This is a genomic window from Sphingomonas parva (ex Maeng et al. 2020), from assembly GCF_004564275.1.
Lineage (GTDB): Bacteria > Pseudomonadota > Alphaproteobacteria > Sphingomonadales > Sphingomonadaceae > Allosphingosinicella > Allosphingosinicella parva.
The window spans coordinates 14,711-41,372 of sequence record NZ_SPDV01000047.1 but is presented as its reverse complement, the minus strand read 5'-3'; the positions used below and the strand labels follow the sequence as shown (position 1 = coordinate 41,372).

At 68.6% G+C, this 26,662-nt stretch carries 24 protein-coding genes; 9 read left to right on the top strand and 15 right to left on the bottom strand.

Annotated features, from left to right (window positions below; translation table 11 throughout):
- Positions 1-532: 532 nt before the first annotated feature.
- A complete protein-coding gene (locus E2493_RS18005) occupies positions 533-1,213 on the bottom strand; it encodes a transposase (protein WP_135089684.1) in 681 nt (226 codons plus the stop codon).
- Positions 1,214-1,727: 514 nt separating this feature from the next.
- Entirely contained in the window at positions 1,728-2,408 is a 681-nt protein-coding gene (locus E2493_RS18000; protein WP_135089684.1) for a transposase, read from the bottom strand.
- Between the two features lie 337 nt (positions 2,409-2,745).
- On the opposite strand from E2493_RS18000, the gene E2493_RS17995 reads away from it, so the two are divergent.
- From E2493_RS17995 to E2493_RS17975, 5 genes are all read left to right on the top strand, one after another.
- Positions 2,746-3,531 (top strand): alpha/beta fold hydrolase, encoded by a 786-nt coding sequence (locus E2493_RS17995; RefSeq protein WP_225421578.1) that lies wholly within the window; start codon positions 2,746-2,748, stop codon positions 3,529-3,531.
- Between the two features lie 22 nt (positions 3,532-3,553).
- Positions 3,554-5,233, top strand: coding sequence for a PAS domain-containing hybrid sensor histidine kinase/response regulator (locus E2493_RS17990; RefSeq protein WP_225421577.1), 1,680 nt, complete (start codon positions 3,554-3,556; stop codon positions 5,231-5,233).
- A 392-nt stretch (positions 5,234-5,625) separates the two neighbouring features.
- Positions 5,626-6,504, top strand: coding sequence for a 4-hydroxy-tetrahydrodipicolinate synthase (dapA, locus tag E2493_RS17985; protein WP_135089678.1), 879 nt, complete (start codon positions 5,626-5,628; stop codon positions 6,502-6,504).
- 13 nt (positions 6,505-6,517) lie between these two features.
- Entirely contained in the window at positions 6,518-6,745 is a 228-nt protein-coding gene (locus tag E2493_RS17980) for a hypothetical protein (protein WP_135089676.1), read from the top strand.
- Positions 6,739-8,004 carry an MFS transporter gene (locus E2493_RS17975; protein ID WP_135089674.1) on the top strand — a complete coding sequence of 422 codons (1,266 nt, stop codon included), beginning with the start codon at positions 6,739-6,741 and terminating at the stop codon, positions 8,002-8,004. Before E2493_RS17980 ends, E2493_RS17975 begins: the two co-directional genes overlap by 7 nt.
- A 7-nt stretch (positions 8,005-8,011) precedes the next feature.
- On the opposite strand, the gene E2493_RS17970 is transcribed toward E2493_RS17975, so the two are convergent.
- On the bottom strand, positions 8,012-8,815 hold the full coding sequence (locus E2493_RS17970; protein ID WP_167737616.1) for a DUF1206 domain-containing protein: 804 nt from the start codon (positions 8,813-8,815) through the stop codon (positions 8,012-8,014).
- Between the two features lie 115 nt (positions 8,816-8,930).
- On the opposite strand from E2493_RS17970, the gene E2493_RS17965 reads away from it, so the two are divergent.
- Both E2493_RS17965 and E2493_RS17960 read left to right on the top strand, forming a co-directional pair.
- Positions 8,931-9,608, top strand: a complete 678-nt coding sequence (locus E2493_RS17965; RefSeq protein ID WP_225421576.1) for a glutathione S-transferase family protein — start codon at positions 8,931-8,933, stop codon at positions 9,606-9,608.
- 135 nt (positions 9,609-9,743) lie between these two features.
- Positions 9,744-10,280, top strand: a complete 537-nt coding sequence (locus tag E2493_RS17960) for a response regulator (protein WP_135089669.1) — start codon at positions 9,744-9,746, stop codon at positions 10,278-10,280.
- Between the two features lie 145 nt (positions 10,281-10,425).
- On the opposite strand, the gene E2493_RS17955 is transcribed toward E2493_RS17960, so the two are convergent.
- The gene (locus tag E2493_RS17955; RefSeq protein ID WP_135089667.1) at positions 10,426-11,577 is read right to left on the bottom strand and encodes an aminotransferase; all 1,152 of its coding nucleotides are present in this window, start codon (positions 11,575-11,577) and stop codon (positions 10,426-10,428) included.
- A 7-nt stretch (positions 11,578-11,584) separates the two neighbouring features.
- Positions 11,585-12,376 (bottom strand): DUF72 domain-containing protein, encoded by a 792-nt coding sequence (locus E2493_RS17950; RefSeq protein ID WP_135089665.1) that lies wholly within the window; start codon positions 12,374-12,376, stop codon positions 11,585-11,587.
- A 75-nt stretch (positions 12,377-12,451) separates the two neighbouring features.
- Between E2493_RS17950 and E2493_RS17945 the strand changes: the two genes are divergently transcribed.
- Complete coding sequence (locus E2493_RS17945) at positions 12,452-13,441, top strand: alpha/beta hydrolase (RefSeq protein WP_135089663.1); 990 nt, start codon at positions 12,452-12,454, stop codon at positions 13,439-13,441.
- On the top strand, positions 13,438-13,845 hold the full coding sequence (locus E2493_RS17940; protein ID WP_135089661.1) for a cupin domain-containing protein: 408 nt from the start codon (positions 13,438-13,440) through the stop codon (positions 13,843-13,845). Before E2493_RS17945 ends, E2493_RS17940 begins: the two co-directional genes overlap by 4 nt.
- A gap of 10 nt (positions 13,846-13,855) precedes the next feature.
- Here the strand turns inward: E2493_RS17940 and E2493_RS17935 are convergent, their stop codons facing one another.
- The 10 genes from E2493_RS17935 to kduI all read right to left on the bottom strand — a co-directional run bounded on the left by E2493_RS17935 (position 13,856) and on the right by kduI (position 26,661).
- A complete protein-coding gene (locus E2493_RS17935) occupies positions 13,856-14,287 on the bottom strand; it encodes a hypothetical protein (protein WP_135089659.1) in 432 nt (143 codons plus the stop codon).
- Positions 14,271-14,498: a helix-turn-helix transcriptional regulator gene (locus E2493_RS17930; RefSeq protein WP_135089657.1), complete on the bottom strand. Its 228-nt coding sequence runs from the start codon at positions 14,496-14,498 to the stop codon at positions 14,271-14,273. The genes E2493_RS17935 and E2493_RS17930 overlap by 17 nt, the downstream gene beginning before the upstream one ends.
- A gap of 78 nt (positions 14,499-14,576) precedes the next feature.
- Entirely contained in the window at positions 14,577-16,145 is a 1,569-nt protein-coding gene (locus E2493_RS17925; protein ID WP_225421575.1) for a pectate lyase, read from the bottom strand.
- A gap of 17 nt (positions 16,146-16,162) precedes the next feature.
- On the bottom strand, positions 16,163-19,093 hold the full coding sequence (locus tag E2493_RS17920) for a TonB-dependent receptor (protein WP_404828336.1): 2,931 nt from the start codon (positions 19,091-19,093) through the stop codon (positions 16,163-16,165).
- Between the two features lie 248 nt (positions 19,094-19,341).
- Entirely contained in the window at positions 19,342-20,775 is a 1,434-nt protein-coding gene (locus tag E2493_RS17915) for a glycoside hydrolase family 28 protein (RefSeq protein WP_225421574.1), read from the bottom strand.
- 10 nt (positions 20,776-20,785) lie between these two features.
- Positions 20,786-22,249 (bottom strand): Gfo/Idh/MocA family protein, encoded by a 1,464-nt coding sequence (locus E2493_RS17910; protein ID WP_135089655.1) that lies wholly within the window; start codon positions 22,247-22,249, stop codon positions 20,786-20,788.
- A 111-nt stretch (positions 22,250-22,360) separates the two neighbouring features.
- A complete protein-coding gene (locus E2493_RS17905) occupies positions 22,361-23,914 on the bottom strand; it encodes a carboxylesterase/lipase family protein (protein WP_191993020.1) in 1,554 nt (517 codons plus the stop codon).
- A 30-nt stretch (positions 23,915-23,944) separates the two neighbouring features.
- Positions 23,945-24,964 carry a sugar kinase gene (locus tag E2493_RS17900; RefSeq protein ID WP_135089651.1) on the bottom strand — a complete coding sequence of 340 codons (1,020 nt, stop codon included), beginning with the start codon at positions 24,962-24,964 and terminating at the stop codon, positions 23,945-23,947.
- Positions 24,961-25,716 carry a 2-dehydro-3-deoxy-D-gluconate 5-dehydrogenase KduD gene (kduD, locus tag E2493_RS17895; RefSeq protein WP_135089649.1) on the bottom strand — a complete coding sequence of 252 codons (756 nt, stop codon included), beginning with the start codon at positions 25,714-25,716 and terminating at the stop codon, positions 24,961-24,963. The genes E2493_RS17900 and kduD overlap by 4 nt, the downstream gene beginning before the upstream one ends.
- A gap of 105 nt (positions 25,717-25,821) precedes the next feature.
- Positions 25,822-26,661 (bottom strand): 5-dehydro-4-deoxy-D-glucuronate isomerase, encoded by an 840-nt coding sequence (gene kduI / locus E2493_RS17890; RefSeq protein ID WP_135089647.1) that lies wholly within the window; start codon positions 26,659-26,661, stop codon positions 25,822-25,824.
- Between the last annotated feature and the right edge of the window lies 1 nt (position 26,662).

Sequence of the window (26,662 nt, the reverse complement as noted above, 5' to 3'; positions counted from 1 at the left end):
TCGGGCGAGACGGGCCATGGAACGAGGCTCTCGCAACCCCCAGATTGCGTCAATTAAGTGGAGTGTCACCGTAATTCTATCCCCTAGGTACTTTCGATGCAAAGCCAAATAAAATGGATTCACAATGAGAAACCTAAAGTCATTCATAAGTGCGCCTAGAAGCGAGCGTGAGTATTTCCGCGCAACAAGTCGAAAGTTGATCTTCGTTGGCGGCTGCATACTCTTCGCAACTGTAGCTATGTGCATCGCTCACTTCGCAGGAGGCGTTCCGATCACCGCCGATGCCATGACCTCGGTTCCTGAGGAGGACAGAGCAGCCTACCTCCTAATAATTTCTGCTGGAGCTGGCCTGTTCTTACTCGTCGGCGGCTTGATAATGCGGTCCGTAGTGCGCGGACCGGAACGGCCGCACTCCGAGGCGAACGACGGGGGCAGGCGATCAGTATTTCTTGGTTCTGTGCGGATCATGTCCTGGTGGCGCAATATAGTGCTTATCTTGGTTGCAATCGTGCTCTTGGCCGGAATTATTGGGTTACGGTGACACTCCACTCAATTGCTTCGGCTTCGGCCCGCGCTTTCGCGGCAGGAGCGTGCGCCCCGTGGCGCTCTCGAGGCGGGTGACGAACGCCTCGCTCCCCACCGGCCGCCCGATCGACTCCGCCTTTCGCAGGCGCATCGTCATTTCCGCATCTTCACCCGCAGCAAGGATCGCCGCGAAATCGGGGAACCGCTCCCGGACCGGCGCGACCGTCGTCACACCATCTTCGGTCTCGGGGTCCAGGTGAGCATGGACGCTGGACCAGCGCCAGGCCTCCGCACGGTCGACAAGGCCGGCGCGCACCGGGTTCAGCGCAATGTACCGCAATGCCGCGGCGAGGTGATCCTCATCCATCGCCACGCAACCGAAACGCCCTTGCCAGAAGTGACCCGTCCGTTTCAGGCGCGCGTGGATACGCCCCGCATAGCGGCCGTGCACGGCCGACATTGCCCGGCCAATCCCGCCGGGGTCGCTCGGTACCAGGATCATGTGAACATGATTGGGCATCAGAACCCACGCCCACACCTCGACGCCCGCGGAACGCGCCCGAGCCGCCAGGAGATCGCGATAGGCCGCATAATCGGCATCCTCGAAGAACGTCTGCTGGCGCCCGTTGCCACGCTGCGTCACGTGGTGCGGGATGCCGGGAAAGACAGCTCGGGCGAGACGGGCCATGGAACGAGGCTCTCGCAACCCCCAGATTGCGTCAATTAAGTGGAGTGTCACCGTAATTCTATCCCCTAGGTACTTTCGATGCAAAGCCAAATAAAATGGATTCACAATGAGAAACCTAAAGTCATTCATAAGTGCGCCTAGAAGCGAGCGTGAGTATTTCCGCGCAACAAGTCGAAAGTTGATCTTCGTTGGCGGCTGCATACTCTTCGCAACTGTAGCTATGTGCATCGCTCACTTCGCAGGAGGCGTTCCGATCACCGCCGATGCCATGACCTCGGTTCCTGAGGAGGACAGAGCAGCCTACCTCCTAATAATTTCTGCTGGAGCTGGCCTGTTCTTACTCGTCGGCGGCTTGATAATGCGGTCCGTAGTGCGCGGACCGGAACGGCCGCACTCCGAGGCGAACGACGGGGGCAGGCGATCAGTATTTCTTGGTTCTGTGCGGATCATGTCCTGGTGGCGCAATATAGTGCTTATCTTGGTTGCAATCGTGCTCTTGGCCGGAATTATTGGGTTACGGTGACACTCCACTCAATTGCTTCGGCTTCGGCCCGCGCTTTCGCGGCAGGAGCGTGCGCCCCGTGGCGCTCTCGAGGCGGGTGACGAACGCCTCGCTCCCCACCGGCCGCCCGATCGACTCCGCCTTTCGCAGGCGCATCGTCATTTCCGCATCTTCACCCGCAGCAAGGATCGCCGCGAAATCGGGGAACCGCTCCCGGACCGGCGCGACCGTCGTCACACCATCTTCGGTCTCGGGGTCCAGGTGAGCATGGACGCTGGACCAGCGCCAGGCCTCCGCACGGTCGACAAGGCCGGCGCGCACCGGGTTCAGCGCAATGTACCGCAATGCCGCGGCGAGGTGATCCTCATCCATCGCCACGCAACCGAAACGCCCTTGCCAGAAGTGACCCGTCCGTTTCAGGCGCGCGTGGATACGCCCCGCATAGCGGCCGTGCACGGCCGACATTGCCCGGCCAATCCCGCCGGGGTCGCTCGGTACCAGGATCATGTGAACATGATTGGGCATCAGAACCCACGCCCACACCTCGACGCCCGCGGAACGCGCCCGAGCCGCCAGGAGATCGCGATAGGCCGCATAATCGGCATCCTCGAAGAACGTCTGCTGGCGCCCGTTGCCACGCTGCGTCACGTGGTGCGGGATGCCGGGAAAGACAGCTCGGGCGAGACGGGCCATGGAACGAGGCTCTCACGGCCCCCAGACTGTGTCAATTACGTGGAGTGTCACCGTAATTCAGGCTCTCACAACCCCCAGATTGCGTCCATTAAGTGGAGTGTCACCGTAATTCGCGTAATTCCCTAGTGGAGTGTCACCGTAATTCCAGATTGCGCCAATTAAGTCGAGTGTCACCGTAATTGATGCTGCCGTTACGGTGGTCGTTGCGGTGACCTTACGGTGATGGGGTGGACGCCCCCCGACGGCATCGACGTGCCGGGCGGCGTCGCGATTGGCAAGCGAGGTTTGCCGGTGCTAGTGGCACCGCAAACCTTCCGGGAGAGTAGGCTTGTCCCCGTTGACGCGACATAATGTTCACCTTCGCGGCCAGGGTTCCCGGGCGATGGTCTTCGCCCATGGCTTCGGCTGCGATCAGAACATGTGGCGCTACGTCGCGCCCGCTTTCGAGGACGAATTCCAGACCGTGCTGTTCGATCATGTCGGCGCGGGCGGATCGGATCTCGAGGCCTACGACCCTGTCAGATACGCCTCGCTCGACGGCTACGCCGACGACGTCGTCGAGCTCTGCCGCGCATTGGGCGTGCGCGGCGGCGTCTTCGTCGGCCATTCGGTGAGCGCGATGATCGGCATCCTCGCCGCGAAGCAGGCACCCGAGCTGTTCTCCGAACTGGTGCTCGTCGGGCCGTCGCCGCGCTACATCGACGACGGCGACTATGTCGGCGGCTTCAGCGAAGCGCAGATCCACGAGTTGCTGGACTTCCTCGACAGCAATCACATGGGCTGGTCGCAGGCCATGGCACCGGTGATCATGGGCAATGCCGATCGGCCGGAGCTGGGCGAAGAGCTCACCAACAGCTTCTGCCGCACCGATCCGGAGATCGCGAAGGCCTTTGCGCGCGTCACCTTCCTCTCCGACAACCGGGCCGACCTGGCGGGTGTGTCGGCGCGTGTGCTGGTGCTGCAATGTTCGGAGGACGTGATCGCGCCACGCAGCGTGGGCGAGTTCGTGCATCGCAGCCTCCCGCGCAGCGAGCTCGTGCTGATGGCGGCCACCGGTCACTGCCCGAACCTGAGCGCCCCTGAAGAGACGATCGCCGCGATCCAGTCCTTTGTCCGGGCCTGATCCAGATACGACGTTCGAGCCTTTGGGCGCGGACGATGTCGACGACCTGTTCGAGCATGCGCCCTGTGGTTACGTGTCCGCGCAGGCGGACTGCCGCATCCTCCGGGTCAACAGCACCTTGGCGAAGTGGCTGGGCAGCGCCCCTCACGAGCTTGTCGGCCGCCGTTTTCCCGATCTGCTGAATATCGCCGGCAAGATCTTCTACGAGACGCACTTCGCGCCCCTGCTCAGGATGCAGGGCTCCTTCGACGAGGTCGCGCTGGAGATGGTGCGATCCGACGGGACAATGCTGCCGGTCCTGGTGAACGCCGTCGAACGCCGGGACGAGGCGGGGCAGGTTCGCTTCACGCGGATTACCGTCTTCAACGCCACCGACCGGCGACGCTACGAGCAGGAACTGCTGCACGCCCGCAGGTCCGCCGAGCAGGCCAGCGCGGAGCTGCGGGAGCTGAACGCGACGCTGGAAGCCCGCGTCGCCGAGGCGGTCGAGGAGCGCATGAGGGCCGAGGAGGCGCTTCGCCAGTCTCAAAAGATGGAGGCGATCGGCCAGCTGACCGGCGGCGTCGCGCACGATTTCAACAACCTCCTCACCGTGATCCTCGGCGGCCTCGACACCATGATTCGACAGATGCCCTCCCTGCCCCGTTCGGCGCAGACGGAGCGGATCGAGCGATCGGCCCGCATGGCGCTGCACGCCGGCGAGCGCGCCGCGACGCTGACCGCGCGGCTGCTGGCTTTCGCGCGCCGCCAGCCATTGGACCCGAAGCCGCTCGACGCCGGTCGCCTGATCACCAACCTTGCCGATCTGCTGCAAAGGACCCTGGGCGAGACCATATCGCTGGAGACGGTCAGCGGGGGCGGGCTGTGGCGCACCCAGGCTGACGCGAACGAGCTGGAGAACGCCCTGGTCAATCTGGCGGTGAACGCCAAGGACGCGATGCCGGCTGGAGGACGGCTGACGATCGAGACCAGCAATGCCTATCTGGATGAGAGTTACGTCGCGCAGGTACCCGAGCCGGTGCCGCCGGGTCAGTACGTTCTCATCGCAGTGAGCGACACCGGAACCGGCATGGCGCCCGAGACCCTTGCGCATGTCTTCGAGCCATTCTTCACGACGAAGGAGGTCGGCAAAGGGACCGGTCTCGGTCTCAGCCAGGTCTACGGGTTCGTTCGGCAATCGGGCGGACATCTCCGGATCTACAGCGAAGTCGACGAGGGTACGACGGTCAAGATCTACCTTCCGCGGCTGATGGCCGAGGTTGCGCCCCCGGAGTCCGAACGCGCGCGCCCGCAGCCACTCACGCACGGAGGCCTGGAGACCATCCTCGTCGTAGAGGATCACGATGACCTGCGCGCCTTCAGCACCGGCATCCTTCGCGAGCTCGGCTATCGCGTACTCGAAGCGGCGAATGGCCGAAGCGCCCTCGAGGTTCTGCAGGCTGCGCATGACGTAGATCTGCTGTTCACCGACGTGGTTCTGCCGGAAGGCATGGACGGTCGTCGCCTGGCTGACGAGGCGAAGCGCCGGCGTCCCGCGATCAAGGTGCTTTTCACGACCGGGTACACCCGCAATGCCATCGTGCACAACGGGCGCCTCGATCCCGGCGTGAACCTGATCAGCAAGCCTTTCAGCTTCGAAGGCCTGGCGGCCAAAGTGCGCGAAGTCCTCGATGCCGGTTCAGAAGTGTCGGTTTCGCCCTGAAGCCCCTCTCCTGGAGAAGGGCGATAATCGACAGCTTCGCTGCCCTGTCGATCAGAGTGAGCAAAAGAACCCCCTCGCCCGACCAGGACCCTGACGATATCGCTACACGCGGGTGCGGTTAGCCGGGTCGGGAGTCCGCAGCGGTGGTCTGGGCTCGACGACGTCGCCGGCCGGCGGACGCCCTCGTGCCGATCCTCTTCCCGCACGGGATCCCTAATCCCGGACAGAGGTCATCCCCCTCCCCCGAAGATTTACCCTACATCTCTCCTGCGCGATAGGTTATCGCGCCCTTTCGGGAAAGGGTGCCGCGCCCGAGGGCGCATCGACGGGATCCCAAAACCGCAGGATAATGATCTTCGGGCCGCGGCACGCCGGCCGAAAGGAGCGATTGCTTGTTCAAGGGGTCGATCACGGCATTGGTGACGCCGTTCCGCGGCGAGCAGATCGACGCGGACGGCCTGCAGCGGCTGGTCGAATGGCAGATCGCCGAAGGCTCGCACGGGCTGGTGCCGTGCGGGACGACCGGCGAATCCCCCACCCTCAGCCATGACGAGCATCACCGCGTGATCGAGCTGGTCGTCGAGGCGGCCGCGGGCCGCGTGCCGGTGATCGCCGGCACGGGCTCCAACAGCACCGACGAGGCGATCCAGCTCTCCCGCCACGCCGAGCAGGCCGGCGCCGACGGCCTGCTGGTGGTCGCGCCTTATTACAACCGGCCCAGCCAGGAAGGCCTCTACCGCCATTTCCGCGCGATCGACGACGCGGTCGGCATCCCGATCATCGTCTACAACATCCCGCCGCGCAGCGCGGTCGACATCTCGGTCGAGACGCTGCAGCGCATCCACGCCGACTGCCGCAACGTGATCGGCGTCAAGGACGCGACGATGAACCTCGCCCGCCCCTCGCTCGAGCGGATGGCCTGCGGCAAGGACTTCAACCTGCTCTCGGGCGAGGATGCGACCGCGCTCGGCTACATGGCGCACGGCGGCCACGGCTGCATCTCGGTCACCGCCAACGTCGCGCCGCGCCTCTGCGCCGAATTCCAGGCAGCGTGCCTGGCCGGCGATTTCGCCGCCGCGCTCGGCCTGCAGGACCGGCTGATGCCGCTCCACCGCGCCCTGTTCCTGGATCCGAACCCGGCCGGCGCGAAACGGGCGCTGGAGCTTCTGGGCAGGATCGGCGGCGGCGTCCGTCCGCCGCTGGTCGCGGCGTCGCCCGGCGCGGCGCGGGAGATCGAGGCGGCGATGGCGGCCGCGGGGCTGATCGGATGAGGGGGATAGACTGATGGAAGTGTTCGTTGCCAGCCGGGAGAGCCCGGACGTGCTGGCTTTGGTCGAGCGGCTGAAAGCGCTCGGCCTCAGCGGCCGCGACGCCGCCTATCTCGCCTCGGTCGACCTGCCGGCCACGGCCGATCCGCAGGTGCGCGCCAACTTCCTCTCCGAATTCCGCTTCATGGTCGGTGCGGAGCGCAGGGCCGAGGCGGCGCGGCTGGTCGGCCTCGAGGAATGGTGACCGGGTCGGCGGCGCACCGTCGGGTCCTGCTCGCCAGCCTGGTCGGCACCGCGGTCGAATTCTACGATTTCTACATCTACGCGACGGCGGCGGCGCTGGTGTTCGGGCCGCTGTTCTTCCCGGCGAGCTCCGAGGCGGCGCAGCAGCTCGCCTCCTACGCCAGCCTCGGCGTCGCCTTCATCGCGCGGCCGGTCGGCGCCAGCCTGTTCGGCCATTTCGGCGACCGCGTCGGCCGCAAGTCGACCCTCGTCGCCTCGCTGCTGCTGATGGGCGGATCGACCCTGCTGATCGCCTTCCTGCCGACCTACCAGAGCGCGGGCTGGCTGGCGCCCGTGCTGCTCTGCCTGCTGCGCTTCGGCCAGGGGCTCGGCCTCGGCGGCGAATGGGGCGGCGCCGCGCTGCTCGCGGTCGAGAACGCGCCGCCCGGCTGGCGCGGCCGTTTCGGCATGGTCCCGCAGCTCGGCGCGCCGGTCGGCTTCATCGCCGCCAACGGCCTGTTCCTGATCCTCGGCGCGCTGCTCGACGACCGGGATTTCGTCGCCTGGGGCTGGCGGATCCCGTTCCTGATCAGCGCCGTGCTCGTCGGGCTCGGCCTGTGGGTGCGGCTGAAGCTGACCGAGACCCCGGCCTTCGCCGCGGCGCTCGCCGAGGCGCCGCCGCCGCGCGTCCCGATGGGCGAGCTGCTGCGCGACCATCTGCGCGCGACGATCGCCGGCACCTTCTCGGTGGTCGCCTGCTTCGCGCTCTTCTATCTGACCACCACCTTCGCGCTCGGCTACGGCACGACGACGCTCGGCCACGACCGCCAGGCCTTTCTCGCCGTCCAGCTGACGGCGATCCTGTTCATGGCGCTCGGCATCCTTCTCTCGGGCATCTTCTCCGACCGCTGGAGCCCGCGCGCCGTGCTGATCGCCGGCGGCGTCGCCGCGCTCGCGGCCGGCCTGCTGATGGGGCCCTTGTTCGGCGGTGGCACATTGTTCCTGGTCGGGCTGTTCCTGGCGCTCGCCTTGTTCGTGATGGGCTTCGTCTACGGCCCGCTCGGCGCCTTCCTGCCCGAGCTGTTCCCGGCCCGCGTGCGCTACACCGGCGCGTCTTTGACGTTCAACGTCGGCGGCATCATCGGCGGCGGCGCGGCGCCGGCGGCGGCGCAGTGGCTCGCCGTCCATGGCGGCCTGTTCTTCGTCGGCCTCTACATCACCGCGGCGGCCGCGATCAGCCTGGTCGCGCTCGCCGCGCTGGGAGCGAGACCGGCGGCCTGAACGCCGGTCAGGCGCCCAGACGCGCGCCCTGCGCCCGCAGCCGCTGCAGCACCTGCGGATCCGCGATCCGGCGGAAGCGCGCCTCGACCAGGCTGAACAGGCCGAAGAGCAGCAGGCCCGCCGCGACGCCGGCGCGCAGGCCGGGAGAGAAAGACGCCAGCACGTCGGCCATGCCTGCGGCCTGGCCGGCATCGTGCTCGGCCGCCGCCCGAAGCAGGAACCAGCCGACCGCCAGGAACACGATTCCCCGCGCCGCATAGCCGGCACGGCCGAGCACCTCGACCCAGCGCCGCCGGGCCGCGTCGGAATGAAGATCGCCCAGGAAATCGGCCTTGGCCGCCTTGCGGAACTGAAGGGCGGCGGTGAGCAGCAGACCGGCCGATGCGAGGCCGAGGAGCAGGCCGCCGGCGGGAAGGTGGAGCGCGGTCGCCGCGCCCTCGCGCGCCGTCTCGCCGCTGCCGCTGCCGCCGTGACCGCCGAGCAGGAGCGAGGCCGCCGTCACGAAGAGGCCGAAATGGACGATGGCGCTGATCGCGCCGCCGCAGCGCACGGCCAGGCCGGAGAGGGCGCGGCCGTTCCCGTCGGCATCGACGATCGCTTCCGAAAGCCGCCAGACGGCGTAGCCCAGGAAGCCGAGGCTCATCGCCGCGAGCAGCAGCCGCCCGGCGCCGCCGTTCAGCCGTTCGAGAACGTCGCTCCCGTCCGCCGTCCGGCCCGCGGACAGCGCCAGCCCGCCGACCAGCACGTACATCATGCCGCGCGCGCCGAAGCCGATGCGCGCCAGGGTCTGCAGTCTCGGAACGCCACGCATGCTCGACCTTCCCCGCTGTGCATCCGCACGAAAGCGCCAGGCCCCGGCTCGGTTCCGCCGCCGCAACGATCCGGGCTTGGCCGGCGGCATCCCGGCATCCTAGAAGGTGGCGTCGATGCCGAAAGGAACGAAGGTGACGCTCGCGCTCTACGCCCACCCTTTCTCCTCTTACTGCCAGAAGGCGCTGATCGCGCTCTACGAGAACGACATTCGCTTCGAATTCCGGCTGATCGAGCCCGACCAGCCGGAGGTGCTGCGGGATTTCGCCGCGCTCTGGCCGATCGGCCGCTTCCCGATCCTCACCGACGGCGGCCGCCTGGTCGTCGAGGCGACCTCGATCATCGAGCACCTCCACGTCCATCATCCCGGGCCGGTCCGCCTGCTGCCAGACGATCTCGAGGCGGGCGTCGAGGTGCGGATGCTCGACCGGATCTTCGACAATTATGTGATGACGCCGATGCAGAAGGTGGTCGGCGACGCGCTGCGGGCGCCGGAGGAACGCGACCCGAAGGGCGTCGCCGACGCGCGCGCGATGCTCGACACGATCTATCCGTGGCTGAACGCGGCGCTTGCCGGGCGCGAATGGGCGGCCGGCGCCGACTTCAGCCTGGCCGACTGCGCCGCGGCGCCCGCGCTCTTCTACGCCGACTGGGTGCAGCCGCTGCCGGAGGCGCTCACCGATCTGAGGGCCTATCGCGGGCGGCTGCTCGCGCGTGCGTCGTTCGCACGGGCGGTGAACGAGGCACGCCCCTATCGCGCCTATTTCCCGCTCGGCGCGCCCGACCGCGACTGAGCGACGCGGGATCGGGACGCGCGCGCAACGATCCGGCGCGCATTTCGAATCGCCCGTCGCAAAAGCGCGCCGCCCCCGTCGCTTCCGCGGCAGGACAGGCTAAGCCTGGGCCAGGGATCCGCCGGGGAGGCCAAGGTGCTCAAGCTGCTCATCGTCGAAGACGAACCCGGCCTCGCCGCGATCCTCAAGCAGATGATCGAGCTCAACCCCCGCTATGCGGTGACCGGCCTCGCCGACGATCTGGCGACCAGCCTCGCCGCCTGCGACCGCGTCCTGCCCGACATCGCGCTGATCGATCTCCAATTGGCCAATGCGAGCAGCGGCTTCAACGTCGCCGCCAGGCTCCACGACCGCGGCGTGCTCTGCCTGTTCATCACCGGCAGCGCGCCGAGCTTCCCGCTCCCGGACCTGGCGATCGGCTGCCTGGCCAAGCCGTTCCGCGAGGACGATCTGGTCCGCGCGCTGGCCGAGGCGGAGGACATATTGCGCGGTCGCGAGCGGCTGGTCCTGCGCCCGAGCCTGCCGCCGCAGCTCCAGCTCTACGCGAGCGCGCCGGCGCCGCGCCCGGCGAGCGGCTGGGCGCCGGCCGTGCGCAGCCGCCGGTCATGGCGCGAGCGGGTGATGACTTGGGTCCATCGTCCCGCCCGGTTCAGGACGACCGCGGGGCGCTAGGCTCTTCGCCTCAGAAGATGATGGCGACGATGACGAGCAGAAGGATGAGGCCGCCGACGCTGATTCCGATCGTCCGATTCATGACGTGTCTCCTGAAGTCTCGCCATCTCAACCTCTCTCAATACGCTTCCGTTCCAAGCCCCGCTCAGCCGAACAGGCCGCAGGCACGGGCGAGGGCGTGGACGCCGGCGTCGAGCGTCTCCGGCTTCTTGGCGAAGCAGAGCCGGACGATATTGGTGGCCGGGGCCTCGGCGTAGAAAGGCGAGAGCGGGATCGCCGCGACTCCGGCCTCGCGCACGATCCGGTCGCAGAAGGTCATGTCGTCGACGCCGAGGCCGGAGGCGGCGAGATCGACGCACAGGAAATAGGTGCCTTCGGCGGGCAGCACCCGATAGCCCGCCGCGCCGAGACCGGCCGCGAGCCGGTCGCGGGCGACGGCGAACCGGCTGCGCATGCCGGCGAAATAGCCCTCCTCGAGGCCGAGGCCGTAGGCGACGGCGGTCTGCAGGTTCGGCGGCGTCGCATAAGCGAGATATTGGTGCGCCTTGGCGATCGGCCCGCCCAGCGCCGGCGGGGCGACGATCCAGCCGACCTTCCAGCCGGTCAGCGAGAAGATCTTGCCGGCCGAGCCGACCTTCACCGTCCGCTCCGCCATGCCGGGCCGTCCGGCGAGCGGGAGATGGGCGCGGCCGTCGAACACGACATGTTCCCACACCTCGTCGCTGAGGGCGATCGCATCGTGGCGGACGCAGGCGGCGGCGAGCAGGTCGAGCTCGTCCGCCGAGAACACCCGCGCCGTCGGATTGTGCGGGTTGTTGAAGATCACGAGCTTCGTCCGCGGCGTGAAAGCCCGGTCGAGCGCTTCCGCGGTGATCCGCCAGTCGGGCGGCGCCAGCCGGACGAAGCGCGGCACGCCGCCGGCCCGCAGCACCAAGGGGACATAGGCATCGTAGAGCGGCTGGAAGAGCAGCACCTCGTCGCCGGGCGAGACCAGGGCCAGGATCGCGGCGGCGAGCGCCTCGGTCGCGCCGGAGGTGATCGTGACGTGACCTGGCTCGACCGCGAGCCCCTGATGCCTGCGGTAATGAGCGGCGACCGACTCGCGCAGCGACGCCAGGCCGAGCATCGGCGCATATTGGTTGGACTCGGCCAGCGCCGAGGCGGCGCGGGCGACGACGTCGTCCGGCCAGCCGAAATCGGGGAAGCCCTGGCCGAGGTTGACCGCCTCGTGCTCGGTGGCGAGCGAGGACATGACGGCGAAGATCGACGTCGGCATGGTCGCGAACAGGGGATTCATCGGCCGCTCACAGCCGCTCCAGCAGCGCCATCGCCGCCGCGGGCGCGCGCTCCTTGGCGCCGTTGATCATGAACACATAGGTGTCGCGGGGGCGGACCGGGGCGGCTTCGGCGGCGTAGGGAAGATCGGCGGGGCTCTCGCCCGCCGCCCAGGCGCTGGCGATCGCCGCCCAGCGGTCGAGCTCGGCGGGCGAATAGCCGGCCGGCTCCTCGCTGCGGGCGCCCATCAGCCGCGCATAAGCGATGTCGCCGCTCAAATCCGCGAAGCAGGGGAATTCGGCGCCGTCGCCGAAGACGATCGCGACTCCGGCCGCGCGCGCCATCGCGACGAAGGCGGGATCGCGGAAGCTCTCGTGCCGCACCTCGATCGCATGGCTGAGCCGGACGCCGGCGACTTCGCGCGGCAGCAGGGCGAGGAAGCCGCGCATGTCGTCCGGATCGAACCTCTTGGTCGCCATCAGCTGCCAGACGATCGGCCCGAGCCGGTCGCCGAGCTCGGTGAAGCCCTGGCCGCAGAAGCGGGCGACCGCCTCCCCGCCTTCGGCCAGCAGGCGGCGGTTGCTGCAGTAACGCGAGCCCTTCAGCGCGAATTTGAACCCGTCCGGCACCGCCTTCGCCCAGCGCGCGAACAGATCCGGGCTCTGCAGCTTATAATAGGTCGCGTTGATCTCGATCGCGGTGACGTGGCGCGCCGCGTGCTCGAGCTGCTTCGCCTTGGGGAGCCCGGGCGGATAGAAGGTCTCGCGCCAGGGCTCATAGTCCCAGCCGCCGATCCCGACCCTGATCGCGCCCGCCGCCATCGCGACGTGCTAGACGGGGCGCGTGGCAGGCTCAACAGGTTTGAAATTGACACCGGTTTCCGGTAGTCTCCCCCGATGAGGATCGACAGGCGCGGCGCGATGGCGCTGGGAGTGGCGGGGCTCGCGGCGGCGGGCACGGCAGCGGCCGAAACCAGGGCCGGCGGCCGGCCGCCCGATCCGTCCGAGACCGTTCGCCTGTGGCCGAACGGTGCGCCCGGCGGCGAGCGCGTGACCGTGACGCCGGTGGTCACCGAGCGCAGCACCTCGCCCGATTTCCACGACCGCTTCGCCGCCCATACGCGCGACCCGCTGATGATGGTCTACCGGCCGGAGCGGCCGAACGGCGCGGCGATGCTGCTGATCCCGGGCGGCGGCTACAAATGGGCGGTGATCGACAAGGAAGGCACGGAGATCGCCCTGCCCCTCAGCCGCGCCGGCATCACCTGCTTCGTGCTGCGCTACCGCCTTCCGGCCGACGGATGGGCCGCGGGGCCCGACGCGCCGCTCCAGGACGCGCAGCGCGCCCTGCGGCTGATCCGCGCCCGGGCGGCGGACTATGGCGTCGATGCGAAGCGGATCGGGGTGCTCGGCGCCTCCGCGGGCGGGCATCTCGCCGCCTCGCTGGCGACCGATTTCGCCCGCAAGGTCTACACGCCGGCCGACAGAGCGGACCAGGTCTCCGCCCGCCCCGACTTCACCGTGCTGCTCTATCCGGTGATCAGCATGGCGGAGCCGAACGTCCACGCCGGCTCGCGCACCGAATTGCTCGGGACATCGCCGTCGGCGGAGCAGATCGCCGCTTACTCGCCGGAGCGGCAGGTACGCGCCGAGACGCCGCCGGCCTTCCTGGTCCATGCCTATGACGACAATGCGGTGCCGGTGGAGAACAGCCTGATCTACGCCGAGGCCCTGCGCGCCGCGAAGGTGCCGGTGGAGAGCCATCTGTTCGAGGAAGGCGGCCACGGCTTTGGCATCCGCCTCGCCGCCGGCAAGCCCGCGGCCGAATGGCCCGCCATGTTCCTGAGCTGGGCGCGGCGCCGAGGCCATCTGGGAGCGGCGCGATGAACCCGTTGCTGATCGCGGCGGCGATGCTCGGCGCCGCGCCGCCGATGGTGGTGATCGACGAGCGCGACGTCGTCCGCGACGAGCCGCCGCCGCACGGCGCGATCGGGATGAGCACCGCCTATCGGATCAGCGATTCCGCGCCGGGCCGGGCGATGGAGTTCCGCCGGCGCGTGCTCCACAAGGGCGCGGCGATCGGCCTTCATCCGATCGCCCACGACGAGGTCTATTACGTGCTTTCGGGCGAAGGCGAGGTGGAATCCGACGGCGTCCGCACGCGGCTGACCGCGGGGATGACCGCCTATCTCTACGACGGCGCGGTCGTCGGCATCTGGCAGCGCGGGCGCAAGCCGCTGTCGCTGATCATCGCCTATCCGCTCGCCGAGCGGGTCCCCGCCAGGCGCTGACCCCGGCGGCTCAGCGGCTCTCCAGCCAGGCGTAGCGGAGCAGCGCGGCGGCGACCGCAATCGAGCTGGGCAGGCGGATCGCGTCGGCCGCCGCGATCTCCGTCCGCCAGCCGGCGAAATAGACCGCGACGCCCGCGAGCACGCCGGCGAAGAAGCCGAATGCGAGGGCCCGACTGCGGTTCTGCAACGAGAGCTCGTCATTGATCAGGCCGCGCATCGCCGCGCGCAGCCGCAGCCCGCCGCCGTTCCACAACAGGAACAGCCAGAGCAACAGCACGACCACCCAGCCGGCGCCGCGCGCGCCGGGCGCGCCATAGGCCGGCTCGCCATATTCGAGCGCGGCACTGACCAGCAGCACGACGGCGGCCAGGGTCATCAGGATCGCGCGGGCCCGGGCGGTGCGCTCGGCCGTCTCGATCGTCACCTCACAGGTCGTGGTCATCGTCTTCCTCCTCGAGCGAAAAGATGTCCTCGACGCGGCAGTCGAGCGCGCGCGCCAGCTTGAGGGCGAGGAGAGTCGACGGAACGAACACCCCGTTCTCGACGGTGTTGATCGTCTTGCGGCTCACCCCGACCAGCTGGGCGAGCGCCGCCTGGGTCAGCTCGCGCTCGAACCGAAACTCGTAGAGCCTGTTGCCGAGCACTTCCGCCATGCGCCTCATCCATCTGTAACTTGCGGGTGACATGTAACCCGCGCGTTACAAGCGGTCAAGCGCGATCATGGCCGACCGCTACGGGCGCTGGTCGAGGCTCCGGATGAGGGCGGCCATGTTGGCCATGTAGGTGGCGGTCGAGATGCCGGTGACGGGCGTGTCGGTATTGTAGGGCGAGGTGTCGGTCTCGTCGCCGACCTGGGTCGAGCGATAGTCGCCCGGCACCGGCGTCGCCGGCCCGTCGCCCTTGTAGGTGTGGCTGGTCGCCTTGAGCGGTGTCGGCCACCAGCCCTGGGCGTTGAGGGAGCGGATCAGCTCGCGCGGGGACCCGGCGTCCGCCCCGGCATTGAGGTCCGAGCCGACCATGCCGCCGCTGACGAAATAGCGCGGCAGCGGCGCGCCCTGCGCCGCCGCGAGCAAGGGCGAGTTCTTCGTCGCCTCGGCGACCGGCATCGCCTTCAGCGCCGCATAGTCCCGGCGGAGCCTGGGGACGTCGATGTTGCGGAACGCCGAATAATGGCCGAGCGTCGCCTCGGGGCTGTAATCCCAATAATATTCGCCGTTGACCACGTTCGAGCCGCGGCGGTGGACGTAGATCGGACGGTTGCTGCCGATCTCGACGAAGGTCGGGAAACGGCGGTTGGCCGGGCCGACGCCGTCCGGCAGCCGCACGCTCTCCAGCCAGTCGAGCGCCTCGGGAATGCGCGCCAGGAAGCGGCTGTCCCCGGTCATCCGGTAGAAGTCCATCAGCTGCTCGACGTTCGAGGCCGTGGTGTGGGTGGCGAGCGCCTTGGGCTCGTAGGTGCGCGCCGCCGCCGGCTCGAGATCGAGCGTGTGCTGGAGCGCCCAGCCCGCCTGCGGCGCGCCCTGCTGGGCGGCGAGATAGACGTTCATGCCGCGGTTGATCGCGTCGAGCGCCCGGGTCTCGCCGAGATGCTGATAGGCCATCAGCAGGAACTTCACATTCTCCGCGGCGACGTCGTCGTTGAACGTGATGTAGCTCTGGTAATCGGGATATTCGGGATCGTAGGGCCAGCGCTGCGGCCAGCCGCCGTTCGGATATTGGCTGTCGAGGACGAAGCTCACCGCCCGCTCGAGCGCCGGGCGATAACGCGGGTCCTGCTTCTCCAGATAGATGCGCAGCAGGAACTGGGCCGCCTCCGACGTACCCATGTCGTCGAACGTGGCGTTGTCCGCATAATGCTGGAATTCCTCCATGCGCCACGCGTTCTTGCCGATCGTCTGATACCAGCGCCGGGTCGCGGCGGGGCCGGCGAAATCGATGAAATAATGCCAGCCGCCGGAGCGGTGCTGGCCGCGGATCAGCGCCCCGGCGACCTTCTCCGCCGCCTGGTAATAATATTCGTCGCCGGTGGCGTGATAGGCGTCGAGGAACAGATGCCCCATGGTCGCCGTGCCCGGCGGCTGCACCCAGATCATGCTCGGAGTCGCCTCGATCTCGCCCCAGCGGCGCGACATGTCGGGCAAATAGGACCAGACGTAGCCGCCGTGGCTCGACGCCTTCTCCACCATGAAGCTGGTGGCGCGCTTCATCGTTCGCTCGATCTCGGGACGGGTCTGCGCCGCTGCGGGGGCGGCACAGAGGGTGGCGAACGCCGCGAAAGCGAGAAAGCGCGCCTTGAGCATCATCAAATCCTTACGCCTCACATCTTGAATCGGGCGCCGACCTGGATCGTGCGGCCGAAGTGGTTGTATTCGTAGTTACGGTTGGCATCCACGTCGGTGAACCGATCGCGGAAATCGTCGGTCAGGTTGATGCCCTCGAGCGACAGCTCGATGCGATCGGTGATCCGGTAGCGGAGCGAGGCATCGACGTTGATCGTCGAATTGAAGCCCTCGAACTGGTTGCCGGTCGCCGAGGCGTTCTCGAGGAACTTGCTGCGGTAGCTGGCCGAGACGCGGGCGCTGAAGCGATCGTCCTCGTAATAGAGGGTGCCGTTGAACGCCCGCTTCGAGAGGCCGAACAGAGTCGCGGCTCGCGCCGCCGAGCCGAGCGCGAGGGTCGCCGGATTGGTCGCGGCCGTGCTGACCGTATAGGTGGCGTCGGAATCGACCAGGGTGACGTTGGCGATGCCGCCCATGTTCTTCAGGAAGCCGGGCAGGAAGCGGAACGGCGCCTGCAGCTGGAACTCGATCCCCTTCAGCGAGGCGCCGGTGCCGTTCTCGATCGTCGAGATCTGGAACGGCGCATTGGGGCTGGCCGCGGCCGGGGAGCCGGACGGAAGGATCGACAGCGGCAGGCCCGTCTCGGCGAAGGTGCCGTTGCGCGTCACCGAGATCGGGAAGCTGGCGATGTCCTTCTTGAACACCGCCACCGAGGCGATCGCCTGCGGCGCGAAATACCATTCCAGCGCGAGATCGTAAGCGGTCGCCCGATAGGGCTCGAGGAACGGATTGCCGAAATTGACCCGGAAGTTGAACGCGTCGACCGAGCCGCCGGGGGTCAGCTGGCCGAGCGTCGGCCGGGTGATCACGTCGGCGACGGCGGCGCGCAGGATCAGATTCTCGGTCGGGAAGATCGCCAGGTTCAGCGCCGGCAGGAAATCCTCGTACGAGCGCTCGACGGTGACCTCGGTCGTGCCGTTGATGATGCCGGTCGAGCTCTGGTCGGTCTTGACGTAGCGGATGCCGGCGTTGGCCGCGTAGCGCACTCCGGCGATCTCGCCCTTGGCCCGCGCCTCGAAATAGCCGCCGGTCACCTTCTCGACGACCGCGCGGTTGTTGCCGACGTCGGACAGCAGCGGCCGCTCGTAGAGCTTGGTGAACGCGGTGGCCGCCTCGAGATTCGGGATCAGGAAGCTGTTGGTGTTGCCGCCCGGCTGGCCGGAGGCGCCGAGGTCCCAGATCTCGCCGAGATTGCCGGCGGGGAAACCGTAGACCGCATTCGCGCCGAAGACGTTCGACGGGGTGCAGGTGATCGTCCCGAGCACCACGTCGGGCGCGGCGGCCGGGCGGCTGGGGCAGACCAGGGTATCGCGCAGGAAGGCCGTGGTGTCGAACTGGAAGCGGCGGTAGACGCCGCCGCCGGCGAACTGCAGGCCGTCGGCCACGTCCCATTCGCCGCGCAGCGACAGGGTCCTGAACCTGTTGGTGACGTTCGAGGGACGGTCGCGGATCTCGGCGAGCTGGAAGACGGCCGGATCGGTGACGCTGGTGCCGAAGGTCAGCAGCGGGTGGCGGCTGTCGCTGTAATCGTAGCTGTAGCCGGTGGCGTCGCGATCGTCGAACATCAGCGACGTCTCGATCGGAATGTCGGCGTCGGACTTGGAGAAGCCGCCGAGCAGGGTGAAGCGCAGGCTGTCGCTGAGGTCCTGGTCCCAGGTCGCGCCGAGCTGATAGAAATCGGTCTTCGAGCGGCGCAGATAATGTTCGGTGCGCACATAGACGTCGTTGAACGTGCCGCTGACCAGATTGTTGGTCGCGGGATCGATCTCGAACGCGGCGACGTCGATGAAGCGCTCGTTGTTGCGGAACAGAATTTCTCCGTGCTTCTCCTCGCGATCCTCCTTGAAGCGCGAGAACAGGCCGTCGACCGAGACCTTGGTCGCGTCGCTCGGCGCCCATTGCACGCTGCCGGTGAGGCCGAGCCGTTCGCGATCGTGGCCGACCTCGCTGTAACGCGGAATGCGCGGATGGAAGGCGAGCGCCACCGCGTTGCAGCCGGCGCTCTGCCGGTACACGCCGCCGGCGTTCGGCGCCGGCGTGGTGCTGGTCGCGCTGGTGAAGAAGCACGGCACGCCGGCCACCGAGTCGAAGCGCGACTGCTGCCAGCGCACCGTGTTGTTGCCGAGCTCGAGCGTCTTGTTCTCCTGGTACGCCGCCGAGACCGCGACGCCGAACGTGCCCGCCTGGTTCTTCCAGGAAACGAGGCCGGCGAGCCGGGGACCGACGTCGTCGCTGAGATCGTTGTACGAGGCCTGCGCCGAGGCGACCAGGGTGAGCCCGCGCTTCCCGCCCAGCGGATTGCCGGTGTTGAGATCGACCACGGCGCCGAGCGAGCCTTCGTCGAGCGAGGCTTCCGCCGTCTTGTGGACGACGATCGAGTTGAACAGCTCCGAGGCGAAGACGTTGAAATCGAACGCCCGGTCGCGGTTCGCCGCGGCGCCCTCGGTCGACGTGGCGACGGTCTCGAGGCCGTTGACCCGGACCCGGGTGAACTGGGCGCCGAGGCCACGGACGGTGATCGTCCGCCCCTCGCCGCCCTCGCGCTGAATCGAGATGCCGGGGATGCGCTGCAGCGACTCGGCGAGATTCTGGTCGGGGAACTTGGCGATGTCCTCGGCGACGATCGCGTCGACCGCGGCGACGCTGTCGCGCTTCACCTCCAGCGCTTCGGCGAGCGACCGCCGGAAGCCGGTGACGACGATCCCGGAGTCCTCCTGGGCCGCGTCGGCCGCCTGCTCCCCGACGTCCTCGCTCCCGGTCGGTTGCGTCTGCGCGGCAGGATCGGACGCCTCCTGCGCCGACTCCTGTGCCCAGGCAGGCGCCGCGACGCCCGCGAGGGCGAGCAGCGAGGCCGCGCCGAGCAGCCGCGTGATCGTGACGGTGCGGGTGATTTCGAGAGCCATGGACATGTCCGCCTCCTGTTCGGCGCCAGACGTGGCGCAATGAACCATGACACCGGTGTCCAGAGGGCGCGAGATCGCGCGCGTCGCTGTTCGCCGATGCTGAGGAAGAAGCGAGACCGCCGCGTTGCAGCCTCTACATCCTCTCGCCCGGCGCCGGGCTTGTCCTCGCCTCGGTCGCCTTTACTAAGTAACCGGTGTCATAAGGAGGGCTGCGCTGTCAAGTGGGCGGCCGCCGCAGCGCCTGATGCGCGACCTCAGACCGTCTCCAGCCGCTCGACCCGGCGGCCGTTCACGCGGACGTTGTCGAGCCGGAGCCCTTCTGTGTACCGGACGATGCTCGGCTGGGTCACCCCGCCAAAATCGCAGTCGCGAAGCGTGATGCCCTCGACCGGCGCACCGGGGAGCCCTTGCGAGTCGAGCACCCGGACCGCCGAGTCGGCGCGGAGCCGTTCGACGACGACGTTGCGCAGGATCGGCTTGAAGGCCCCCCTGCCCCCCTCCTCGTAATTGAAGTCGCAGGTGATCGCGGCGCGGCCGACGCGGCCGACCTGGAGGTCGCGATAATAGAAATTCTCGAGCAGGCCGCCGCGAAGCGCGTTGTTCTTGAAGCGGATCGCGTACCAGAGATCGGGACTGTCCATGCGGCAATTCTCGGCGAAGACCCAGCGCGCGCCGCCCGAGATCTGGCTGCCGACGACGACTCCGCCATGCCCTTCCTTCATGTGGCAGCCGCGCACGAGGATGTTCTGGGACGGCACCGCCAGGCGGCGACCGTCGGCGTTGCGCCCGGAATTGACCGCGATGCAATCGTCGCCCGTGTCGAACGTGCAGCCCTCGATCAGCATGTGATCGACCGATTCCGGATCGCAGCCGTCGTTGTTGGGGCCATGGCCCTCGACATGGACGTTCCTCAGCATGACGTTGCGGCACAGCACCGGGTGGATGTTCCAGAAGGGCGAGCGGATCAGGCGGACGCCCTCGATCAGCACGTTCTCGCAGCGATAGGGCTGGACGAAGCTCGGGCGCAGGAAGTGGCCGTCGCCGAAGCGCCTTCTCTCCACCGGCACGCCGTCCTCGGCCATCTGGAACAGGATCGCCCGCGCCTTGCGCTGGTCGGGCATGCCCTCGCGCCAGCCGTGATCGATCGTGCCGCCCCACGGGCCCTTCCACGCCCACCAATGCCGGGCGTCCGCCTGCCCGTCGAGCGTGCCGCGGCCGGTGATCGCGATGTTCTTCTGCCCGAAGGCATAGACGAAGGGCGAGTAGTTGATCAGTTCGATCCCCTCCCAGCGGGTGAAGACCATCGGATAATCGGCGGGATCGGTGCTGAAGGCGAGCGTCGCGCCTTCGGCGAGATGGAGCTCGACGTTCGACCTGAGGTGCACCGCGCCGGTGAGGAACCGCCCCGCCGGCACCAGCACGCGTCCGCCGCCGGCTTTCGCGCAGGCGTCGATCGCCGCGGCGATCGCGGCCGTGGCCAGGCTGCGGCCGTCGCCTCTCGCGCCGTAGCGGACGATGTCGAAGGTGCGGGCGGCGAAGACCGGCGGCCGCACCGCGGCGGCGATCGCCCGGGCCCGCGACCAAGGATCGCTCTCGGCGGCGAGCGCGGCGCGCAGCGGCAGCAGTCCCGCGGCAGCGCCGGCGCCGGCGAACCGGAGCATGTCGCGGCGGGACGGCGTGACGATCATCCCGGCCTCCTCAGACGCGGGTGGCACGCGGCGGCATCGGCACCGGCTGGCGGCGCGTCGGCATCGGCGGCAGCTCGGGCCGCGCCAGGCCGGCGACCATGTCGGCGATGCGGACGGGTCCGCCGGTCTCGAAGCATCGATTGGCGGCGGCGCCGATCAGCATAGAATTGCAGCCGCTCCTTTCGTCGGCGACGCGGCCGGCGGCGTCGGGGCTGGGCGGGCCGAACAGATCGGCGAGCATGACGTCGTCGCCGCCGCCGTGGCCGCCGGTGCCGGTGCGCGGCACGATGTCGCGGGCCGCGCCGCGCAGCGGATAGAGGCGGGTCCTGATCCGCTCGGCGTCGGTTCCGCCCTGCTCCATGTCGCCGCCCGCGACATAGGTCTTCTCGACGATCGAATGCTCGAGCCGGCCCCTGGTCCCGTTGAAGGCGATCTGATAGCCCTCCCAGGCATTGCAGGCGTTGAGGCTGTAGGAGAGCGTCGCGCCGGTGTCGTAGCCGACGATCACGTTCATCGTGTCCTCGATCGAGATCTCCGGCCGCCACACGCAGCGATCGCGGAAATAGCCGTCGTAGACCTCGTTATCGAGGTACAGCGCCTTGAGGCTCGGATCGGCCGCGATGTCGAGGAAGAAGCTGCACTTCTCCTTCTCCGGGCAGGTGCGACAGCGTTCGTGATGCGACTGCAGGCCCAGCCGCCGCGCCATCTGCGGCGTGTAGAACTCGCGCTTCCCGACCGCGGTCACCGTCTCCGGCACGGCGCTCAGCCACCAGTTCACCAGGTCGAAATGGTGGGTCGCCTTGTGGACCATCAGGCCGCCGGAGATCTCCTTGCGGCTGTGCCAGCGCCGGAAATAGTCCGCGCCGTGGGTGGTATCGAGCAGCCAGTGGAAGTCGACCGAGAGCACGTCGCCGATCGCCCCCTCCATCAGCAGCTCCTTCACCTGGGTGCGCGGCGGCGTGTAGCGATAGTTGAAGGCCACCCGCACGTGACGGCCGTTCCGTTTCACCGCGTCGAGGATCCGCTGCGCCTTGGCCGCGGTCGTGGTCATCGGCTTTTCGGTGATCACGTTGCAGCCGGCGTCGAGCGCGCGGACGATATAATCGTCGTGAAAGGAATCGGACGTGGTGACGATGATCGTCTCCGGCCGGGTCTGCCCGATCATGTCGTCGAACGCACCGGCGAGGAACACGCGGGGCGCCGCCGCGCCGGCCCGTGCCGCGCGGCGCGCCGTGAAGGCGAGACGGCCCGGGTTGGTGTCGCAGATCGCGACCAGTTCGTTGCGGTCCTTGTGCGCACCCCAGATCGCGTCCTGGTAGATGCGCGCGCGGTGGCCGGTGCCGACGATCGCGTGGCGGTGCCTGGCCCCCGCCGCCTTCGCTGCGAGCGATGACGATGCCAATGCGGCGCCGCCCGCGCCTGCGGCCTTGATCAGGGCGCGCCGGTCGCAGCCCGCCTGCCTGTCGTCGCTCATCCACCCTCTCCCGCAGGGCCGCGGATAGGCTTCCGCTTGCGCCCCTTCTAGCCTGACACCGGTAGCATCCGCCGCCGGACGCGCGGCGTCAAGCGGCCGACGCGGGCGTCGTCAGGTCCCGGGCTGGATGTACGGCACGCGGGCGAACAGCGCGCGCTCCCAGCGGCGAGGATCGTCGATCGCGCGACTCTCGACGTCGAAAACCATCGTGGCACGATCCGGCAGGCGGTAGCGCGGCCAGGACGGCAGGCCGGCGTGGCTCGGATCGCCGCTCCGCGCGAAGGCGAGGAAGGCGTCCATCACCTGCCCGCTGAGCGTGCGGGCGGCGACGCCCGTGCCGGTGATGGAGCCCTGGGCGTCGAGCGTTCCAAAGGAGAGCGGGATGTCGATCGTGTGCGGCGCGCCGCGCCACGGCTCGACCGGCGACTGGAAATCAACCTGATAGACCCAGGTCGGCGTCTCCGCGGCGGCGCGGGCATCGGCCTCGAGCACCTGGCCCGGCCAGCTGCGCCCGGCGGTCGTCGCCGCGTAGAAGATCCGCTCGGCCGACCAGGACGGATAATGCTGGCGATACTGGCCCACCACCCATTCCGGGTGGATGTCCATCTTCAGCTCGGGGGCGATGCGTTCGGCGAGGTTCGACCAGTCGAGGCCGGCGAGCTTCGGGCCCCTGGGATCGATGAAGGCGCGAGTTTCGTCGCGCGTGTTGCCGAGGATCATCGGGATGCGGTTCGACTGCGGGTTGGCGTCGGGCCAGAACGGGTGGCGGGTCAGCCATTTCATGTCGAGCACCGGGCCGAAATAGACTCCGCCGCCGAGGATCGGATCCGTCGCGGAGAGCCCCTCCACCAGCCGCTCCACCGACATGTCGAGGAGATCGCCGGGCGTCGCCTTCAGCCCGTCGAGATAGGCGCGGGCGCGCGCCGTCGCGTTCAGCGGCCCGGAGGCGGTGACCTGCTGACCGCTCATCGTGATCGCGCGATGGAACAGCCCCTCGGCCGCGGGCATGCCCATCAGCGTCGCGATCTTCGCGCCGCCGCCCGACTGGCCGAAGACGAGCACCCGCGACGGATCGCCGCCGAACGCCGCGATGTTGTCGCGGATCCATTGCAGGGCGAGGATGAGGTCGAGCTGGCCAAGGTTGCCGCTGTCGGGGAAGCGCGGGTCGAGCCGGGCGAGATAGAGATAGCCCAGCGCGTTGAGCCGGTGGTTGACGGTCACCACCACCGCGTCGCCGCGGGCGGCGAGATGGCGGCCGTCGTTGAGCGGATCGGCGACGCTGCCGCCCGAATATGCGCCGCCGTGAAAATAGACGAGCACCGGACGACGCCCGCCGGCCTTCGCCTCCGGAGTCCAGACGTTGAGGAACAGGCAGTCCTCGCTGGCCGGCTGGTAGCGGTCGCCGCGCTGCGGGGCGGAAGGGCCGAACGCGGCCGCATCGACGATCTCGCGGCTGCGGGCGGGCGCCGTCGGAGCCCGGAAGCGCTCGGCCGTACCGTAGCGAACGCCGCGGAAGACCGACAGGCCGGCCTCGGTTCGGCCGCGAACCCGGCCGAGCGTGGTGGTGACGATCGGAGCCCTGGGCGCGGCTCCCAGCGCGGTCGGCAGCGCGGTGGCGGCGCCGAGCACCGCGCCGGCGCCGAGCAGTGTGCGGCGATCGATCATCTTCACCCCCTTTTGGCTTGCGGCGCCGGTTCAGCGCCTTACGTCGAGCTCCCCGGCCAGGAAGGCGTCGATGTCGCGCGGCGCGAACAGGCTCGCGTCGCCGGGGAGGCTGTGCTTGAGCGCGGTCACGGCGAGACCGGCGCGGACCGTCCAGTCGAGATCGCGCCCGCTCTGCACGCCGTGGAGGATACCGGCGGCGAAGGCATCTCCGCCGCCGATGCGATCGACGATCCCGGAGACGGCGACCTCCTCGGTCTGCGCCGCGCCCTCGCGGCTGTCGATCCGGGCGGCGATGCGGTGCGTGTCGGCATCGACGACGTGGCGGGCGGTGGAGGCGATCAGCCGCAGCCTGGGGAAGGCGGCGAAGGCGGCCTCGGACGCCTCGCGGCGGCGCCCTTCGCCATCGCCGCTGAACTCGGCGCCGAGCAGCAGCGAGATGTCGCGGTGGTTGCCGAACAGGATATCGGCCTTGCCGACCAGCTGCGTCAGGATCGTGCGCGGATCGCTCGGCCAGCGCTGCCACAGCTGGGCACGGTAATTGCCGTCGAACGAGATCGGCACGCCGCGCGCCGCGGCGGCCTCGGCCGCGGCGATCGCCATCTCGGCGGATTGCGGCCCCAGCGCCGGCGTGATTCCCGAGATGTGGAACAGGGCGGCGCCTTCGAGCAGCCGGTCCCAGTCGAAATCGCCGGCGGTCGACTGGGCGAAGCTGCTCGCCTCGCGATCGTAGACGATCTCCGAGGCCCGCAGGCCGGCGCCGGGCGAGAGGAAGTAGAGCCCCATCCGGCCCGGTCCGGTGGTCACAGCCGAGGCGTCCACGCCGTAGCGCCGGAGGTAGCCGATCGCCGCCTCGCCGAGCGCGTTGGCCGGCACGCGGCTGACCATGGCGGTGGCGTGGCCGAGCGACGCGAGGCCGACCGCGACATTGGCTTCGGCCCCGCCGATCACCACGTCGAGCCGGGGGGACTGGAGCAGCAGCTCGCGGCCCGGGGCGGTGAGCCGCAGCAGCAGCTCGCCGAAGCAGACGATCCTCCGCCCCGCGGCGGTCATCGCGCCAGCCAGCCGCCGTCGACGGCGAGGACGTGGCCCTGGACGTAATCAGAGGCGGACGAGGCGAGAAAGACCGCGGCGCCGCCGAGGTCGGAGGGGCTCCCCCAGCGGCTCGCCGGGATGCGCTCGAGGATCTGGCGGTTGCGGGTCTCGTCGGCCTGCAGCGCCGCCGTGTTGTTGGTCGCGATATAGCCGGGCGCGATCGCGTTGACGTTAATGCCTTTGGCCGCCCATTCGTTGGCGAGCAGCTTGGTGAGGCCGGCGACGCCGGACTTGGAGGCGGTGTAGCTCGGCACGCGGATGCCGCCCTGAAAGCTCAGCATCGAGGCGATGTTGATGATCTTGCCGCGGCCCCGGGCGATCATGTGACGGCCGGCCGCCTGGCAGAGGAAGAACACCGACTTGAGGTTGGTGTCGATCACCGCATCCCAGTCTTCCTCGGTGAAATCGACCGCATCGTTGCGACGGATGATGCCGGCATTGTTGACCAGGATGTCGAGGCCGCCGAGATCGGCGATCACCTGATCGACGACGTCCTGGACCGGCGCGATGGTCGAGAGATCCGCCTTGACCAGCGCCGCTCGGCGGCCGGCGCCGCGGACCAGCTCGGCGGTCTCGTCGGCGCTGGACCGGCCGACCAGGGCGACGTCCGCCCCCGCTTGCGCCAGCGCGACCGCGATTCCCTGGCCGATGCCGGTGTTCGCGCCGGTGACGACCGCCACCTTGCCGCTGAGATCGAAAGGATGGGTCATTTCAGCCCCCTTGAACGTCATTCCCGCGAAAGCGGGAATCCAGCTCCCGCGCGGCCCGAAGAAAGCAACTGGATCCCCGCTCGCACGGGGATGACGAACGATCCCTCAAGCCAGCTGGCAGATGTCGAGGACGTTCATGTCGGTATAATCCTGGTTCTCGCCCGCCATCGCCCAGATGAAGGCGTAGGACTTGGTGCCCGCGCCCATGTGGATCGACCACACCGGGCTGATCACCGCTTCCTCGTTGGCGACGACGATGTGGCGCATCGCCTCGCCCTCGCCCATGAAGTGCATGACGCGGTCGTTGTCGCCGTCGAGCTCGAAATAGAAATAGATCTCGCTGCGCCGCTCGTGGATGTGCGGCGGCATCGTGTTCCAGACCGAGCCCGGCTTCAGCACGGTGAGGCCCATCACCAGCTGCGCGCTATCGCACACGCCCGGGATGACCAATTGGTAGATGGTGCGCTGGTTCGATTCCTCGAGGCTGCCGCGCTCGAGCGCATTGGCGTCGGCGATGCCGAGCTTGCGGGTCTGGAACGCCTTATGCGCCGGGCAGGAGGCGAGATAGAAGCGCGCGCCCTGGCCGGAGAAGACGACGTCCTTCGCGCCCATCGTGACGTAGAGGCAATCCTTGTTGCCGAGCTCGAACGTCTCGCCGTCGACGCTCACCGTGCCGGACGTGCTGCCGACGTTGACGATGGCGAGCTCGCGCCGCTCGAGGAACGGCTTGCCGGCCGCGGACGCCGGCTCGGTCTGCTCCGGCAGGCGGACCTCGCCCGCGCCGACGGCGACCCCGCCGATCACGAAGCGATCGGCATGGGTGTAGTTGAGCACGCACTCGCCCTCGCGGAACAGGCCCTCGATCAGGTAGCGATCGCGCAGCTCGTCGTTGGAGACGCAGTCCATCATCTCCGGGTGGGTGGCGTAATAGGTGCGTTCGAACATC